At 66.0% G+C, this 16920-nt stretch carries 14 protein-coding genes; 3 read left to right on the forward strand and 11 right to left on the reverse strand.

Features of this window, described 5'->3' with window-relative positions; genetic code table 11:
* Positions 1–68: 68 nt before the first annotated feature.
* Positions 69–1235, reverse strand: coding sequence for a DEAD/DEAH box helicase (locus ACOGXC_RS08285; protein WP_419917725.1), 1167 nt, complete (start codon positions 1233–1235; stop codon positions 69–71).
* A 56-nt stretch (positions 1236–1291) separates the two neighbouring features.
* Complete coding sequence (lgt, locus tag ACOGXC_RS08290; RefSeq protein WP_419917726.1) at positions 1292–2119, reverse strand: prolipoprotein diacylglyceryl transferase; 828 nt, start codon at positions 2117–2119, stop codon at positions 1292–1294.
* Between the two features lie 134 nt (positions 2120–2253).
* On the opposite strand from lgt, the gene ACOGXC_RS08295 reads away from it, so the two are divergent.
* Together ACOGXC_RS08295 and ACOGXC_RS08300 are read left to right on the forward strand one after the other, a co-directional pair.
* Positions 2254–2709 carry a nuclear transport factor 2 family protein gene (locus tag ACOGXC_RS08295; protein WP_419917727.1) on the forward strand — a complete coding sequence of 152 codons (456 nt, stop codon included), beginning with the start codon at positions 2254–2256 and terminating at the stop codon, positions 2707–2709.
* Between the two features lie 60 nt (positions 2710–2769).
* Positions 2770–3555 carry an SDR family oxidoreductase gene (locus ACOGXC_RS08300; protein ID WP_419917728.1) on the forward strand — a complete coding sequence of 262 codons (786 nt, stop codon included), beginning with the start codon at positions 2770–2772 and terminating at the stop codon, positions 3553–3555.
* An 80-nt stretch (positions 3556–3635) separates the two neighbouring features.
* On the opposite strand, the gene ACOGXC_RS08305 is transcribed toward ACOGXC_RS08300, so the two are convergent.
* From ACOGXC_RS08305 to ACOGXC_RS08315, 3 genes are all read right to left on the reverse strand, one after another.
* A complete protein-coding gene (locus ACOGXC_RS08305; RefSeq protein ID WP_419917729.1) occupies positions 3636–5396 on the reverse strand; it encodes an alpha-amylase family glycosyl hydrolase in 1761 nt (586 codons plus the stop codon).
* Between the two features lie 64 nt (positions 5397–5460).
* On the reverse strand, positions 5461–6546 hold the full coding sequence (mtnA, locus tag ACOGXC_RS08310; RefSeq protein ID WP_419920048.1) for an S-methyl-5-thioribose-1-phosphate isomerase: 1086 nt from the start codon (positions 6544–6546) through the stop codon (positions 5461–5463).
* A gap of 303 nt (positions 6547–6849) precedes the next feature.
* The gene (locus tag ACOGXC_RS08315; RefSeq protein ID WP_419917730.1) at positions 6850–9696 is read right to left on the reverse strand and encodes a vitamin B12-dependent ribonucleotide reductase; all 2847 of its coding nucleotides are present in this window, start codon (positions 9694–9696) and stop codon (positions 6850–6852) included.
* A gap of 433 nt (positions 9697–10129) precedes the next feature.
* Between ACOGXC_RS08315 and ACOGXC_RS08320 the strand changes: the two genes are divergently transcribed.
* Complete coding sequence (locus ACOGXC_RS08320; RefSeq protein WP_419917731.1) at positions 10130–10768, forward strand: dihydrofolate reductase family protein; 639 nt, start codon at positions 10130–10132, stop codon at positions 10766–10768.
* Between the two features lie 43 nt (positions 10769–10811).
* Here ACOGXC_RS08320 and ACOGXC_RS08325 read toward each other — a convergent pair whose 3' ends face one another.
* The 6 genes from ACOGXC_RS08325 to dapF all read right to left on the reverse strand — a co-directional run bounded on the left by ACOGXC_RS08325 (position 10812) and on the right by dapF (position 16893).
* Positions 10812–11126 carry a hypothetical protein gene (locus ACOGXC_RS08325; protein ID WP_419917732.1) on the reverse strand — a complete coding sequence of 105 codons (315 nt, stop codon included), beginning with the start codon at positions 11124–11126 and terminating at the stop codon, positions 10812–10814.
* 104 nt (positions 11127–11230) lie between these two features.
* Entirely contained in the window at positions 11231–12310 is a 1080-nt protein-coding gene (gene dapE, locus ACOGXC_RS08330; protein WP_419917733.1) for a succinyl-diaminopimelate desuccinylase, read from the reverse strand.
* Positions 12311–12446: 136 nt separating this feature from the next.
* Positions 12447–13286 (reverse strand): 2,3,4,5-tetrahydropyridine-2,6-dicarboxylate N-succinyltransferase, encoded by an 840-nt coding sequence (locus ACOGXC_RS08335; RefSeq protein ID WP_419917734.1) that lies wholly within the window; start codon positions 13284–13286, stop codon positions 12447–12449.
* Positions 13287–13384: 98 nt separating this feature from the next.
* On the reverse strand, positions 13385–14560 hold the full coding sequence (locus ACOGXC_RS08340; RefSeq protein ID WP_419917735.1) for an aminotransferase class I/II-fold pyridoxal phosphate-dependent enzyme: 1176 nt from the start codon (positions 14558–14560) through the stop codon (positions 13385–13387).
* A 34-nt stretch (positions 14561–14594) separates the two neighbouring features.
* Positions 14595–15977, reverse strand: a complete 1383-nt coding sequence (hflX, locus tag ACOGXC_RS08345; protein ID WP_419917736.1) for a GTPase HflX — start codon at positions 15975–15977, stop codon at positions 14595–14597.
* A gap of 49 nt (positions 15978–16026) precedes the next feature.
* Positions 16027–16893: a diaminopimelate epimerase gene (gene dapF / locus ACOGXC_RS08350; RefSeq protein ID WP_419917737.1), complete on the reverse strand. Its 867-nt coding sequence runs from the start codon at positions 16891–16893 to the stop codon at positions 16027–16029.
* Positions 16894–16920: the final 27 nt, after the last annotated feature.

Below are 16920 nucleotides of genomic sequence, written 5' to 3' on the forward strand. Positions count from 1 at the left end.
ATACCCCTGCCCCCGGGTCGAAGAGATGTACCCACTTCTGGCCGAAAAGATGAACCGCAGCTCGGGTCCTAGACGGCCTCAACCACCGGGTCCCACCGGTCGAGGGCCTCCAACCGGTCGTCGTTGGAGAAAATCTGAACGATGGGGATGTCCAGCGACAGCCGGCGTTGGAGCCTTTTCACCTCCAACTCCTGGTTCCACAGCACCAGGGTGACGGCCATGCCCGACTCCCCAGCCCGGGCAGTGCGCCCCGAGCGGTGCAGGTAGGTCTTGTGATCGGGGGCCGGGTCGTAGTGGATCACCACATCCAGATCCTCGATGTGCAACCCCCGGGCCGCCACGTCGGTGGCTACCAGGGCCTGCACCTCACCGGCCGCGAATCTGGCCAGCGAGCGCTCTCGAATCTTCTGGTTGAGGTTGCCGTGAATGGCTTCGGCTCCGACGTTCTCGGCCCTGAGCTTGCGGCAGAGGCGATCGCATCCGTGGCGGGTGGAGGAGAAAACCAGCGTGCGGTTCGAGGCCCGAATAATGGCCGCGGCCACCTTGGCCTTGTCCATCTCATGAACGGCCATGAACCGATGCTGCATCTCTTCCACCGTGACCTGCCGGGAACTGACCTCGTGGCGAACCGGGTCGACCTGGTACCGGCTAACCAGGGTGTCAACCACACCGTCGAGGGTGGCGGAGAACAGCATGGTCTGGTGACGGGACTTCACATGGCGCAGGATCCACTCGACCTGGGGCAAGAACCCCATGTCGGCCATGCGATCGGCCTCGTCCACCACCACGATCTCCAGCTCGGTCACCGACACTGCCCGGCGATCGATCAGGTCGATGAGCCGTCCGGGGGTGGCCACGATGATGTCCAGGCCGGCCTTCACCTTACCAATCTGGGCCTCCATGGGGGCCCCGCCGTAAATCGGAGCCAGATCCAGCCCCCGGCACCGGGCCAGCGGCCGCAGCTCCTCGGACACCTGCACGGCCAGTTCCCGGGTGGGCACCAGTACCAGCCCCCGTACCCGGTTGGAGTCGGCCCCGGAGAGTTTCTCGATGAGGGGCAGACCAAAAGCGAGGGTCTTGCCCGACCCGGTCTTGGCCTTGCCACAAACATCACGACCGGCGAGCGCGTCGGGGATGGTGAGAGTCTGGATGGGAAACGGGGTGTGGATACCCCGTTGCTTGAGCGATGCCACCAAGTCCGAGGCCACGCCCAAAAAGCGGAAATCTTCTGTCATCTATGGTGCGGACCGCGGCAGGAAACAGGAAATATGGTCGGTCCCGCGCTTGTAGCTTACCGGATCGAGTCCCCAAAGGTGATGTTTTCGGCACCTTGGCCGCGGCGGCCCCGCAGCAGGTAGAGCACCGAACCGCCGATCAGGGCCAGCATGAGCCAGATGTTTACCCGCACCCCGGCCAGTTGGCTGGCGGGGTCAACCCGGATGGTCTCGATCCACAACCGTCCCAGCGAGTATCCCAGAACGTACAACCCGAACAGCCGGCCGGGCTTCAGCACGAAGCGCTTGCCGGCCCACAGCAGGACCCCGACCAGGGCCAGGTTCCACAGGCTCTCGTAGAGGAAGGTGGGATGAAAGGTCTCGTCGGCGTAGTACTGGGGGCGGCGATGCTCGGAGTCGATCTCCAGCGCCCATGGCAGGTCGGTGGGACGCCCGTAGAGTTCCTGGTTGAACCAGTTGCCCCACCTCCCGATGGCCTGACCCAGCGGCAGGGCGGGGGCAACCGAGTCAGCAATATCGGCCAGCGGTATGCCCCTGCGGCGAGCGAACACCCACAGGGCCGCAGCCGCGGCGATGACGGCGCCGGGAATCCCCAAGCCACCCTCCCAGATCTGCCAGGCCTCGCCCCAGTTATCGTTGTCCCGGAAGGTTCGCCAGTCGGTGACCACGTGGTAGGCACGAGCCCCGATCAGCCCGGCTACTACCGCCCACACCGTGGCCGAGCCGGCCAGATCGGAGGAATAACCCCTCCGGGTGAACCGCCGGGTGAACAACCAGGCCGCGGCCAGAACCCCGAGGGCGATCATCAGGCCATAGGCCCTTAGATCCAAAGGACCGATCTCCAGGCTGCTGGAACCCGGACTGGGTATCGACAACAAAATCACCTCCCTACTCTGCCACGCACCGCCGACGTTTGGTGGTTCGACCAAAGGATCATGCTGGTGGACAATCACGATGCCCCGACCCGGTTAGTTCGACAATCACGATGCCCCGACCCGATCCGGTTAGATTGCCGGCCATGAGCGATAGTGCCCGCCTGATCGAGAACCTCCTGTACTCCTATGCCGAGCGGATCGATACCGGAAACCTGGAGGGGGTGGCCGATCTGTTCACCCACGGTTGCATTGTCACCACCCCCGAGGCCCCGGTGGACCAGGTGCTGGCGGGACGCGACCAGGTTCTGGGCCTGTACCAGAACTCCGTCCGCCTCTATCCCTGCGGCACCCCCCGCACCAAACACGTCACCACCAACGCCATGATCGAGGTGGATGACGGCGCGGGAACCGCCGCCGCCCGTTCCTACTACACCGTTTTCCAGCAACTGGACGACTTCCCGCTGCAACCAATCATCACCGGCCGCTATCACGACACCTTCCACCGCATCGACAACGTTTGGTGGTTCGACCAAAGGATCATGCTGGTGGACCATCTGGGCGACCTCAGCCGCCACCTACTGTTGGAGCTGAAACCATGACCGGGCTCAACTTTGGACAGGAGGCACCATGACCGGGCTCAACTTTGGACAGGGGAACTTATGACCGGGCTCAACCCGGCCAACCTGTTCGGTCTCGACGGCAGGATTGCCCTGGTCACCGGCGGGGGCAGCGGTATCGGGGCCATGATCGCCGAGGGTTTCTTGGGGGCGGGAGCCCGGGTCATTATCGCCTCCCGCAAGCAGGCCCAACTCGACGGGGCGGTGGAGCGCCTATCGGACATCGGACCCGTAGAGGCGATCGTTGCCGACCTGTCCTCCGAGCAGGGCTGCCTGGACCTGGCCGAGGCCGTTGGCGAGCATACCGAGCGATTGGACATCCTGGTGAACAACGCCGGTGCCACCTGGGGGGCACCCCTGCGGGAGTTCCCCGACTCGGCGTGGGACCGGGTGCTGAACCTGAACGTGAAGGGGGTCTGGCACCTGACCGTAGCCCTGCTCCCCCTGCTGGAAGCAGCAGCCACCCCCGACCATCCCGCCCGGGTGATCAACCTGGGCTCGGTGCAGGGCCTGCACGCCCCCGATATCGAGAACTACTCCTACTCAGCAGCGAAGGCGGCCGTGCATCACATGAGCCGGGTCATGGCCAAAAAGCTGGGTCGCCACCACATCACGGTCAACGCCATCGCACCGGGGGCATTTCACTCCAAGATGATGGCCAAAACCTTGAACGACATGGGGGACGAGATCAGCGCGGCCACCGCGCTGGGGCGGCTGGGGCGGCCCGAGGACATGGCCGGTGTGGCCCTGTTCCTATCCGGGCGGGGAGGGTCGTACCTGACCGGTGCCGTGATCCCGGTGGACGGAGGCTACGTCACCACCCTGTAAGTCCTGTAAGTCCTGCCATTCACCGACACCCGTAAGTCGCCGGTATCCCCGTTCCCGGGGGCAGGGCTTCGAACCGTTGGTTAGGTTGGCCTCGTATTTGACTTGCCGGGCACACGGACCAGAAGCACCCCTTCGGGAGCATCCAGGCTGATGGCCGACTCGACCACCGCCCCGGCGGGCCGGCGGGATGAAAACGCCAGTTGCCATTGCCCGGGTGGCAATCGTAATTCGGTCGGAACCTCGGCCACATTCAGGGCACAAACACAATCGCCCCGCCGGAAGCTGATCACCGGCACCGACCGATCGGTCAACCACTCCAACCCACCGCCCGGAGGCACACCCACGGGAGGAGTACCGGCATAAGGATCACCCACGGGAGGAGTACCAGAAGCAGGGTTGCCGGCATACGGGTCACCGGCACCCCTGCTGTGGGTATGAAGGTCTTCCAGTTCCCGGCGCACCGCCAGCAGCTCCCGGTACTTGTGAAGGATCGAGCTGGGATCGTCCCGCTGGACCGCCACGGTCTCGGTATCGGCGCGACCCACCGGCAGCCACGGCTCCTGCCCATCGGTGAATCCTCCCCCCGGCCCCGGGGCCCACGGCATCGGGGTCCGGCAGCCGTCCCGGCCGTCGCCGGGGTTCCGGTTGCGAACGGCCACCGGGTCGCGCCGCTGGTCCGGGGACACATCCACGTCGGTCAGACCCAGCTCATCGCCCTGGTACAGAAACGGCAGGCCGGGCAGGGCGAACAGCAACACGCTGTAGGACAGAGCCCGAATCCGGCCCAGCTCGCCACCTCCCAGCCGGGTCGGGGCCCGGGGGTCGTCGTGGCTACTGATCGCCCAGGACAGGTCCTGGGGCGCGGCGTCCAGGGCATCCCGGAATGTGGACCACATGGCCGGCGGATCCCAGGGCGTGTGCATGGGAGCGAAATAGAAGGCCCGGTGCAACCCGTCCTGCTTGGCCACGTACCGGCTCACCCGGTTGGGATTGTTGTCCCTCAGGTAGACCTCCCCCAACAGCATGGCATCGCAGTCCTCGACGATGGCCCGCCAGCGGCGGTAGATGGCGGCGTTGCCCGCCTGATCCAGGTCGTATCGGTGGTCATAGCAGTCGAACACCTGGCGGGGGCTCATGTTGGGGGCGACCGGGAAGCGCTGCGGGTTGTCGGGCATGAGCATGTTCTTCACCAGCCCCTGGGCCACGTCCACCCGGAAGCCGTCCACCCCCCGGTCCAACCAGAACAGCAGCACCTGGTCGAACTCCCGCACCAGATTGGGGTTCGACCAGTTCAGGTCGGGCTGCTCGGGCAAAAACAGGTGCAGGTAGTACTGCCCGGAGGACTCGTCGTAGGTCCAGGCCGGTCCTCCGAAATGCGACACCCAGTTGTTGGGGGGCCCGCCCCCCGGAGCCGGATCCCGCCAGTGATAGAAACCCCTAAGGGGACCGTCCGGGTCGGCCCGGGATGTTTGGAACCACCGATGCTGGTCGGAGGTGTGGTTGGGAACCAGGTCGATGAGAACCCGGAGCCCCAGACGTCGAGCCTCGGCGATGCAGTCGTCGAAATCGTCCAGCGTGCCGAACAGCGGGTCCACCCCGGTGTAGTCGGCCACGTCGTAGCCGAAGTCCCGCATGGGCGACGGGTAGAAGGGGGTGATCCACACAATGCCCACCCCGAGCCAGGCCAGGTGATCCAACCGCCCGGTCAAGCCGGGCAGATCCCCCACCCCGTCACCATTGCCGTCGGCAAACGACCGTATGTAAACCTCATAACCCACCTCGCGGTCCCACCATCGCCGACCGTTGCCGATCCCGTGCCGCTGAACCTCCCGGTCACGCATGGGTCATGGCACCCGTCGAAACAGCCGACCAGCTCGAAAACTGAACCTCCCGGTCACGCATGGGTCATGACCTCCGCGTGGGGGCGGGGATGTCGTTCGTTGTGAACCTCCCGGCGGGGGGTTGATCCCGGGCCGCGCCGGGGAGCGGGAGGAGCGACTCGTGGCGGTCCGGGCGGACGACCCGCTGGTCGGTCACGAGGGCGGTTATGAGCCCGGCCGGAGTGATGTCGAAGGCGGGGTTGACGGCGTTGGTGCCCTTCGGAGCCGTGGCCACACCGACCACCGACACGACCTCCCCGGCCCCCCGATCCTCGATCTCGATGCTGTCGCCGCTCGGGGTGGTCATATCCACGGTGGACTCGGGGGCCACCACGATGAAGGGCACCCCGGCATGGCGAGCCCCCAGCGCCAGCGAGAAAGTACCGACCTTGTTGGCCGTGTCACCATTGGCGGCCACACGGTCGGCTCCGGTCAGCACCACATCGGCCTGCCCCCGGGCCAGCATGAACGGGCCGGCCGAATCCACCAGCAGCCGGTGGGGAGCGCCCATGCGGGCCAACTCCCAAGCGGTGAGCCGGGAGCCCTGGAGCAACGGTCTCGTCTCCAGGGCCAGAACCTCGGCCAGCCGGCCCCGCTCGTGCACCGTCTGGATGACTGCCAGCGCCGTGCCCCGCTCGACCGAGGCGAGACCACCGGTATTGCAGATGGTCATGGCCCTCACGGGGCCCGGACCGACCAGCTCAAGCACCAGATCGGCACCAAGAACGCCCATAGCCACCGACGCAGCCAGCTCCTCGTCGCGGATGGCCAGGGCCTCGGCCAGCACGGCATCGAATCCTTCGGGGATCCTGGCCGCGGCCCGGTCGACCATGCGAGCCAGGTTCACCGCGGTGGGCCGAGCCCGGCGCAACCGAGCTATCGCATCGTCCAACCGGGGACCTGAGGGACCGAAAGCCCTGGTGGCCAGCACCACCCCGAAGGCTCCGGCCACTCCGACCGCCGGAGCGCCCCGCACCGACAGGCGCTGGATGGCCGCCACCATGTCATCCACAGCGTTGATGCTCAACACGCGGAGAGTGCCGGGCAGGGCGGTCTGATCAACCATCGCCACCGCACCGTCGGAGCCACCCTCCCAGTCCAGGGCCCGCAACCCGCCGGTATCCATGTAGAGCCGAGGCTAGCCGCTAGCCGGCAACCTCCATAAGCAAGAACCAGACATCAGGAAAAAGCACTCAGGAACAACCCGAGGTGACACCACCGGAAAAGCACTCAGGAACAACCCGAAGTGACACCACCGGAAAAGCACCCAGGAACAACCCGAAGTGACACCACCGAAAAACACTCAGGAACAACCCAAAGTCGCACCACCGGAAAAACACTCAGGAACAACCCAAAGTCGCACCACCGGAAAAACACTCAGGAACAACCCAAAGTCGCACCACCGGAAAAACACTCAGGAACAACCCGAAGTCGCACCGCAACCGGGGCAGGCGTGGCAGCTTCCGGACTGGACCATGATCGTCCCGCAGTTGGAACAGACCGGAGCGGACGAGTCCTGAGGGCCCCGCCGGGTGAACGGCGACGGAGGATCGGGATACACATTGCCAGCCGGCATGGTTGCCGCAATCTGCTCCTCCATCCCGGGCAGGGTGGGCTGGGTGCGCTCATCGGTGGTGTAGATGCCCAATCCGAATCGCTCCTCGGCCCCGAGATACTCCACCGCCAACCGGCGGAACAGGTAATCGATGAGGCTGGTGGCAATGCGGATGTCGGGGTCGTCGGTCATGCCGGCCGGCTCGAAACGCATCCCGGTAAAGGCATCCACGTAGGCCCGCACCGGTACCCCGTACTGCAAACCGTGACTTACCGCCATCGCAAATGCGTCCATGACCCCGGCCAGGGTGGAGCCCTGCTTGGAAACCCGGATGAAGATTTCTCCGGGCCGGCCGTCCTCGTACTCCCCGACAGTGGCAAAACCCTTGCAGTCGGCCACCCGGAACTCGAATGTCCGGCTGGTTCGGGACCTGGGCAAACGTTGCCGTTCAGGCATGACCGCCACTTCCGGAGTGCCGTTGGAGCTGGACACCACAGAACGGTCGGAAACACCAGTGGAACCGGACACCACAGAACGGTCGGAAACACCAGTGGAACCGGACACCACAGAACGGTCGGGAGTGCCGTTGGAACCGGACACCACAGAACGGTCGGGAGTGCCGTTGGAACCGGACACCGACAGGGGTTGGCCCAGCTTGCAGTTGTCCCGGTAGACGGCCAGGGCCTTCACCCCCATCTGCCATGCATCCACGAAGAGCTGCTGGATCTGCGTTGCGGTGGTGTCCTCGGGAACGTTTACCGTCTTGCTGATCCCCCCCGAGAGCCAGGGCTGCACCGCAGCCATCATGGCGATGTGGCCGCCCGGGGAGATCACGTTGTCGCCCATGGAGCAGGCGAACACCGCCAGATGCTCCCGGGCCAGATGGGGAGCCCCCAGAACCGTGCCCCGCTCATCAATATGAGCCTTGATAGCGGCAGCTTGGTCAGGACTGTAACCCAGCCGTTGCAGTGCCCGATCAACCGTTTGGTTTACGATGGGAATGGTACCGCCCCCCACCAGCTTCTTGGTCTTGACCAAACCCAGGTCGGGCTCTATACCGGTGGTGTCGCAGTCCATCATGAACGAGATGGTCCCGGTGGGAGCCAGAACGGTGGCCTGCGAGTTGCGGACCCCGACCGTGTCGACCCACTCCACCGCGGCATCCCACGCCGCCCGGGCCGCTTCCAGCACCCCCGGCGGCGTGGGCTCAGCCTCCAAACGGCTCAACGCGTCCCGGTGCATCCGCAGCACCCGTTTCGTGGGCTCCCGGTTCTCGGCGAACCCCTCGAAGGAGCCCAGGCGGGCGGCCAGGCGCCCCGAGGTATCGTAGGCCACCCCGGTCATCAACGCGGTCACCGAGGCGGCCAGACCCCGACCCTCGTCGGAGTCGTAGGCCATGCCCTGGGCCATGAGCGTGGCCCCAAGATTGGTATAGCCCAGGCCCAGTTGGCGGAACCGGCGGGTGGTGTCACCGATCTGCTCGGTTGGATAGTGCGAAGGGTCGACCAGGATCTCCTGGGCGACGGTCATCACCCGGACCGCGGCGCTGAAACCCTCCACATCAACCACACCGCCGTCGCCGATGAACGGCAACAGGTTCAAGCTGGCCAGGTTGCAGGCCGAGTTGTCCAGGTGGAGATACTCGGAGCAGGGATTGCTGGCAGTGATGCGACCCGTGTTGGCCGCGGTGTTCCACCGGTTGATGGTGGTCTCGAACTGCACTCCGGGATCGGCGCACTCCCAGGCCGCCCGAGCGATCTGGGACAGAAGCTCTCGCGCCGGCACCGCTTCCACAATCTCACCGGTGGTGCGAGCGGTGAGATGCCAATCCCGGTCATCGGCCACCGCCGACATGAACGCATCGCTGAGGCGGACCGAGTTGTTGGCGTTCTGGTACTGGATGGAGTGGAGGTCGGAGCCATCCAGATCCATGTCGAACCCGGCATTGCGAAGCACCCGGGCCTTGCGCTCCTCAATGGCCTTGCACCAGATGAACTCCGCCACATCGGGGTGGTCGATGTCCAGCACCACCATCTTGGCCGCCCGCCTGGTCTTACCCCCTGATTTTATGGTGCCGGCCGAGGCATCCGCGCCCCGCATGAAGCTCACCGGGCCGCTGGGAGTGCCTCCCCCACTCATCGACTCCCTGCGGGAGCGGATACGGCTCAGGTTGACACCCGCGCCCGAACCCCCCTTGAAGATGCGGCCCTCCTCCCCGTACCAATCGAGAATCGACTCCATGGTGTCGTCCACCGACAAGATGAAGCAGGCCGAGCACTGGGGGGGAGCACCGGAAACCCCGAGGTTGAACCAGACCGGCGAGTTGAACGCAGCTCTCTGGTGGACCAGCAGCCAGCGGAGTTCGCCGGCAAACGCCGCGGCCTCCTCGGGGTCGGCCAGGTGCCCCGATTGGGTACCCCAATCCACCAGCGTGTCCACCACCCGGTCGATGACCTGACGCAGGGAGGTTTCCCTCTCCGGGGTTCCCAGCCCTCCCCGGAAGTACTTCTGGGTCACGATGTTGCCGGCGTTGACCGACCAACTCTCGGGAAACTCCACCCCGGCCTGTTCGAAGACAACCTCACCCCCGGCACCGGTGATCCGGGCATCGCGGCGGTGCCAGACCACCTCGTCGTAGGGATGGGTGCCGGCACGGCTGAAATGGCGGCCCAGGCCGATCCCGATGCGGTCAGATACCAGAGCCATCAGCACTCCTCAACGGAATGCGGCCCAAAAAGCGCATCCCATCCTCGTAGATTAGCGACGAATTTTTAGGCTGCGGTGTGGGTGGCCAGGTCAAAGAGGCCTCTGCACGAGGCATGAAAGCCCATCCCTGCGGTGGGCCTAACCTCTCAAGGAATCGCCTGAACCCCACTACGGTCGTCGGCACCATCCACCATTCCGGCCACCCACTCCGCAGCAATCGGTCACGGTAGAGCAAGAAGCCTGTGGACAGTAAGGAGGAGATTGGGATTTTTCTGTGGATTTCTGGTGGATCATTGGAATCTTCCGGTGAACCCCCGCCTGCTACGGTCGAAGACCGGTGGATCAATTGTTTCCGCGGTTCGCAACCGGTGTGGACCCGGCTGCCCTGTATGCGTCCGACGACCGCGCTCCCCACTCCGATCGACCATGGTTGATGCTGAATATGATCACCTCGGCGGACGGAGCCACGGCGGTCGACGGCGTGTCCGGGGGTTTGTCGGGGCCGGAGGACCGGGAGGTGTTCGCGGCCATCCGGGCCGTGGCCGATTTCATACTGGTTGCGGCAGAGACCGTTAGGCGCGAGGCCTACGGACCTCCACGAACCAGCCCTGGAACGGCTGCGAGCCGAACGCTTCGGAGCCAGGCCCCGAGACCACGCCTGGCCGTGGTGAGCCGATCGCTGGAGCTGGACTTCACCGCGGCCCTGTTCGACGACCACCCGCCGCCGGTGCTGTTCACCGTGACCGATCCGCCCGCCGAGCGGTTGGCCGAGGCCGGGACGGTCGCCGAGATCCACCGCTTGGGAACAGACCGTGTGGACATGGAACAAGCCATGCGCCGGATGGGCCGGTCGGGAGCCCGGGTGGTGCTGGCCGAGGGCGGACCCAGCCTCAACGGGCAGCTCCTGGCCGCCGGGCTGGTGGACGAGGTGTGCTGGACCATCTCGCCGGCGTTGGCCGGTGGCGACACCCACCGGATGACCAGGGGTGCTCCCCCCCGGCTCGACCGACTCCGGCTGGTTCGGGTGCTGGCCCAGAACCACACCCTGTTCCTGCGATACATCACCCCCTGACCACCGAAGCTCCTGCCATGCCTCAACCCCCGACCACCGAAATTCAATCATTGCCCGGCTCGATGATCGGCAGGGCGGTGTCCCCCACAATCACGTAGCCAGGAGACGCTTGGGGAGCAGCGGGCCGGGACAACATCGCAGGATCATCGAGGGTCAGCGCCCCCTGGAACTGGCCAGCCAGCAACGAGCTGAGCCAGAGAAACAGGAGCAGGCCCGCCGCCGCCAGAGCCCGCCGCAGCCAGCAAGCCGCAGAAGGTGACCGCGGGGCCGGTGATGGGCTCTGCTGGTGGGCCGGAACTTTCGACACCAGGGTCGGAGCGAACCGGGTCGGGGGTTGTTCACATAGGGGTAATGCCATGTAACCATCATCCGGACCATGGTGACAGTTTGCCGGAAAACGGTGGGAACAAGCCTTCTTACCTGGGGTTATGCAAGTTCAACAGCAAATTTGACCCCAGTGTTTCAGCACGCGGTGAGCAAATGCTCGAGGGTGCGCCTGTAGCTCTCGATGGCGGCGGCATCCACCCGCTCCTGAGCGGTGTGAGCCAGGGTGGGGTCTCCGGGTCCGTAGTTGGCGGCCGGAATGCCCTGCTCGGCGAAGAAGGCAACATCGGTCCACCCCAGCTTGGCCCGGACCTCCAAACGGTTATCCCCGATCAGGCCCTGCAATACCGGATGACCCAAACCCGGAAGCGCCGACGGGGACCGCTCGGTAACCGTGAAGCAGTCCCCGTCGCCCATCACCGGCACCAGAAACTCCTTGAGGGCGGCCTCCGCGACCTCGATGTCACGGTCGGGGGCAAACCGGTAGCCCAGGGTCACCTCGGCGGTATCGGGCACCACGTTGCCGGCAACCCCCCCTCCCACCGCGACCGCCTGGAGGGACTCCCGGTACCGGCATCCATCTATCTCCGGGGTTCGGGGCTGGTAGGCATCCACCCGCGCCAGCAGCGGTCCCAAACGGTGAATGGCGTTCACCCCCATCCACGGTCGGGCCGTGTGGGCCCGGGTACCGGTCAGCGTCACCACGGCTCGCAGCACTCCCTGGCAACCGGCCTCCACCGCTCCCCCGGTGGGCTCGCCGAGCAGGGCAACATCGGCGGCCAGCAGGTCGGGGCGAGCATCGAACAGCTCCCGCAGGCCGCTGTCGGCAACGCGGACCTCCTCGCGGGCATAAACCAGCCAGGTCACATCCACCACGGGCTCGACCACGGTGGTGGCCAGCTCCAGAATCACGGCCAGCGCGGCCTTCATATCGGCGGCACCCAGCCCCCACACCACATCACCGTCGATGCGGGCAACCGCATTCCCATTGGGAGCCACTGTGTCGCTATGACCGCCAATCAGCACCCGCCGGTCGCGGCCCAGGTTGGTCCGGGCCACCACGTTGTCGCCCACCCGGTCCACGACGAGCCCGGGCCCGGCCCGCAACCGAGCCTCGATGAGATCGGCAATGGCTCTCTCGTGGTACGACACCGATGCCACATTGATCAGCTCCGCAGTCCGGGCCAAAAGATCAGCACCCACGGCCCCTCCGCTCATGCTCCTCTACCGGGGGGCGAACCATGCTCAGAACCGGGCACGACTAAGGGGGTGCGCGGATAGGCAGGATGTAGTCTGATTTTTCGGCTGATTTGTTGGGATCGGGCGGCTTTCATACTACCTATCCGCCTGTGCTCTAAGTGGCAGCACCGTGCTGGCGCAGCACTGCGTTGAGTTGGGCCTTGTCGTGACGCTCACCCGGCGCGAGGTGGCGTATAACCAGCACGCAGGGCATCCCAAACGTGCCCCCGTCGAAGGTGCGGGACCGGGTGGCCGACACTGCCACCGTCCAGGGCGGCACCGAACCACGGCCCAGTTCCTCACCGGTGGCCGCGTCGATCACCGGGATGGAGCCGGTGAGCACGCAACCCGCACCCAGCACCACCCCTTCCCCCAGCCTGGCTCCCTCGGCCACTATGCAGCGGCTCCCCACCAGGCAGTCATCGCCGACAATGACCGGCGCGGCCTGGGGAGGTTCCAATACCCCACCGATGCCCACGCCCCCCGACAGATGGACGTTGGCCCCCACCTGGGCGCAGGAGCCCACCGTGGCCCAGGTGTCAACCATGGTGTTGGCCCCCACCCGGGCCCCGATGTTCACGTAGCCGGGCATCATGATCACGCCCCGGTCGAGGAACGCGCCCCAGCGAGCCGATGCCCCCGGCACCACCCGAACCCCGGCGGCCTCGTAGCCGGTTTTCAGGGGAATCTTGTCGGCGTACTCGAACGGCCCCAACTCCATGGTCTCCATCTTGGCCATGGAGAAGAGCAGCAGTATGGCCTGCTTGAGCCACTGGTGGACCACCACTTCACCGTTCTCGTTCACTTCGGCCACACGGGCCGCTCCGGTGTCCAGCAGGCCGATGGCCGCCTCCACCGTGGCTCGGGCCTCGGGATCGCCCCCGGTAATGGGGGTTCGATCGGTCCACAGTGCCTCGATCCGGACCTGAAGATCGTTGATGGCCTCGCTCATCACGGCATTACCAACCCTGCATTGCGGCCGCTCATCACGGCATTACCAACCCTGCATTGCGGCCGCTCATCGCGGCATTACCAACCCTGCATTGCGGCCGCTCATCGCGACAGAGTATCTCCGTAGCGGGCCGCCATACGCTGTTCAAGCAGGTTGATCCGAACATCGGGGGCCACCGCAGCCACCCTGACATGGCCCGCACCGGCCGGGCCGTAGAACTCGCCCGGGCTGACCAGAGCCCCCATTTCCCCCGCCACCCGCCGGGCCAGCCCCCAACCATCGCCGTCGACGGATGCCACCCATAGGTACAGCCCGCCGCCGGGCCCGGAAACATCGGGGTCATAGGCCGAAAAGAGCGCCCGAAGGCGGTCCAGGCGAGACCGGTAGACGAACCTCTGGGCCTCGACATGGGCATCGTCGTTGAATGCGGCCACCGCCGCGACCTGCACCGGTCCGGGAATCATCATCCCCGCGTGCCGGCGCACCTCCGACAGGTAGCCGACCAATCCCGGGTCGCCGGCGTAGAAACCGGCCCGGATGCCGGCCAGGTTGGATCTCTTGGACAGGGAGTGAACCGCCACCACCCCCTCGGGGCCATGATGCAGGATGCTGGCCGCGCCGCCGCCCCCAGGATTACCGCTAGTACCGGACCGCCCGCCCGCCCAGGTGAACTCGATGTAGCACTCGTCGCTGAATACCGGCACGCGGTGAGCCCTCCCCCATCGGGCTATGGCGGCCAGGTCGTCCAGACCACCAGCGGGATTGCCCGGAGTGTTGACCCAAAGGCACAGGGCCCGAGCCGCGTCCTCGGGAGCTATCGCGCCGGTATCCATGCACCACCGGCTGTCCACCGGCACCGGAACCGCCCGGCAGTTGGCCAGGGTGGCTCCCATGGCGTAGGTCGGGTAGGAGATCGCTGGATAGAGCACCGTGTCCCTGCTGGGGTCCCGCAAACGCAAGTAATGGGGCAGCGAAGCGACGAACTCCTTGGTGCCCACGCATCCAGCCACTTCCACCCCGGTGCTGTCAACCCCGAACCGGCGGGCGAGCCAGCCCATCGCCTCCTCGCGGTACGCAACCGATCCCCGCGATGGCGGGTACCCCCGTTCGGTATCGGAGCCGGCCAGGGCTTCCACCACTGCTGGTGGGGGTGGATCCGAGGGTGTCCCCACCGATAGATCGACGCACCCCCCCTCGAAGCCGCCGGCTATCACCCGTAGCTCATCGAGCCGGTCATAAGGATAGAGAGGGGGAACAAAACCAGCCGCAACTGTCACTAACCCACCACCCATTCGGAAAGCCGAACAACCACTAACCCACCACCCATTCGGAAAGCCGGGCGGCCGATGCCTGATCCAGCCGGGCCCGCAACCGGTAGCCGGTGTCGTCGGTGCCGGTGGTCAGCACCTGCCCGGCCCGCTGCACTGCGGCCATCACCTCGCCCCGCTCGTAGGGCACATGCAGCTCCACGATCTTCCCGCTCGAACGCAGTTCATCAGCCATGGCATCCAGCAGCCTGCCGGTTCCCTCGCCGGTGGCAGCCGAAATCATGATGGCCTTGCCGCCGGCACCCGGATGGCCGTCGGCACCCAGCTTGAGATCGGCACCCGGATGGCCGTCGGCACCCAGCTTGAGATCGGCACCCGGATGGCTGTTGCACCCGGCGAGCAGGTCGCACTTGTTGTGTACCAGCAGCTCGGGCACGGCCCCGGCCCCTATGTCCCGCAGCACCCGGCGCACGGCGGCGACATGGGCCTCGGGATCGGGACCGGCGGCATCCACCACGTGCAACAAGAGATCGGCCTCGACCACCACACCGAGTGTGGAGCGAAACGCCTCCACTAGCTGGTGAGGCAGCTTTCGGATAAATCCCACGGTATCGGTCAGCAGCACCCTTTCGCCGCCGGGCAACTCCAAGCGGCGGGTGGCGGCATCCAGGGTGGCGAACAGCCGGTCCTGCACCAAAACCTCCGAGCCGGTGAGCCGGTTGAGCAGCCGGGACTTTCCGGCATTGGTGTAACCCACGACGGCCACCAAGCTCTGGGCCGAGCGCCGGCGATTCCGGCTCTGCACATTGCGGTTCTTGACAATGTCACGGAGCTGGGACTCCAGCTTGTGGATGCGCCGCTCGATACGGCGGCGATCAACTTCCAGTTGGGTCTCCCCCGGTCCTCGAGTGCCGATACCACCGGCCTGCTGGCTTAGACCGCGGCCCCGGCGAAGTCGGGTCAGCCGGTAGCGAAGCTGGGCCAGCTCCACCTGAGCCTTGCCCTCCAGGCTGCTGGCGTTCTGAGCGAAGATGTCCAGGATCACCGCAGTGCGGTCAATGGCGGAACGCCCGAGGATCCTCTCCAGATTGAACTGCTGGGATGGGCTCAACTCGTTGTCGAACACCACGGTGTCGGCATCGAAACGCTCGCACACCTCCAGGATCTCATCCACCTTGCCCCGGCCGACATAGGTGGCCGGATCGGGCGAGACGCGCCGCTGGACCACCCGCCCCACCTCGTCGGCTCCCGCCGTGTCGATTAGCTGGGCCAGCTCATCCAGATCAACCAGGGTCCGGTTCGGGTCGTCACCACCCAGGTTGACCCCCACCACCACGATCCGCTCCCGGAAGGCCCGTTCGATGAACGCCCCCGACTCCCCGCCGTGGGTTCCGAATCCACCCCTGTGGGTGTCCGGTTCAGCCATCTTCCCCGCCATGGTCAACCCACCCCAATAATGCGCCCCTGTGCCCGGTTCAGCCATTGTTCCCGCCATGGTCAATCGTTGCGATACGGACCGCGGGGCCGGTTAGCACCGCTGTTTCGTCCAGCTCCACGACAACCTCACCCCCCAGCATGAACACGCTCACCTCCCGGCCATCCACAAGCCCCCACTCCTGGGCCGCATGGGCCGCAGCGCAGGCCCCGGTACCGCATGCCTGGGTCTCCCCAACGCCCCGCTCCCACACTCGCATGTCGATCCCCTGGTCACCGGCGCGCCGGCTGACGAACTCGACGTTTATCCCCCCCGCGGCCCGGGACAGCTCGTAGCCGTCCCAAGACACGTTCATGCTCCCGGCATCGGCGACCTCCACCACCAGATGGGGGTTGCCCACCTCTACGGTCATGAAGCGCAAGCCGCCCGAGTAGTCGATGCTCGCCAGCTCTGGTCCGGGGCCGATCGGGCCCATATCCACTCGAGCCCGGATCATTCCCCGATCCTCAGTGGCTTCGATCCAGACGGTGCGAACCCCGGCATCGGTTCCGATCCGCAGCACCCCGTCGTGGCCGGATTCGACAATCGCCTGGGACACCCCGTCGTGGCCGGATTCGACAATCGCCTGGGCCACCCCGTCGTGGCCGGATTCGACAATCGCCTGGGCCAGGCAGCGGATGCCGTTGCCGCTCATCTCGGCCCGGGTGCCGTCGGCGTTGAACAGCACCATGGTGGCATCGGTGCCCATGGCGGGATCGCCGGGCAACCCCCACAACAGGCCGTCCGCGCCCACCCCCCGGGTGCGATGACACACCTCCCGGGCCCGAGCGGAGGCATCCTCGGGCAACGAGTCGACCATTGCGACCAGAAAGTCGTTCCCCAAGCCGTGGTGCTTGGTCAACCGCATGGGAGATCCGGCTCCTTCGGTCGTACC

Source organism: Candidatus Poriferisocius sp., assembly GCF_965202595.1.
In the GTDB taxonomy this organism is placed as follows: domain Bacteria; phylum Actinomycetota; class Acidimicrobiia; order Acidimicrobiales; family Bin134; genus Poriferisocius.

Excerpts from the sequence above, each read along its gene's own strand:
- ACOGXC_RS08285 (WP_419917725.1), bottom strand. The coding sequence starts at position 1,235 with ATGACAGAAGATTTCCGCTTTTTGGGCGTGGCCTCGGACTTGGTGGCA.
- ACOGXC_RS08320 (WP_419917731.1), top strand. The coding sequence starts at position 10,130 with ATGCTGAATATGATCACCTCGGCGGACGGAGCCACGGCGGTCGACGGC.
- ACOGXC_RS08295 (WP_419917727.1), top strand. The coding sequence starts at position 2,254 with ATGAGCGATAGTGCCCGCCTGATCGAGAACCTCCTGTACTCCTATGCC.
- ACOGXC_RS08315 (WP_419917730.1), bottom strand. The coding sequence starts at position 9,696 with ATGGCTCTGGTATCTGACCGCATCGGGATCGGCCTGGGCCGCCATTTC.
- ACOGXC_RS08325 (WP_419917732.1), bottom strand. The coding sequence starts at position 11,126 with ATGGCATTACCCCTATGTGAACAACCCCCGACCCGGTTCGCTCCGACC.
- dapE (WP_419917733.1), bottom strand. The coding sequence starts at position 12,310 with ATGAGCGGAGGGGCCGTGGGTGCTGATCTTTTGGCCCGGACTGCGGAG.
- ACOGXC_RS08305 (WP_419917729.1), bottom strand. The coding sequence starts at position 5,396 with ATGCGTGACCGGGAGGTTCAGCGGCACGGGATCGGCAACGGTCGGCGA.
- hflX (WP_419917736.1), bottom strand. The coding sequence starts at position 15,977 with ATGGCTGAACCGGACACCCACAGGGGTGGATTCGGAACCCACGGCGGG.
- ACOGXC_RS08300 (WP_419917728.1), top strand. The coding sequence starts at position 2,770 with ATGACCGGGCTCAACCCGGCCAACCTGTTCGGTCTCGACGGCAGGATT.
- dapF (WP_419917737.1), bottom strand. The coding sequence starts at position 16,893 with ATGCGGTTGACCAAGCACCACGGCTTGGGGAACGACTTTCTGGTCGCA.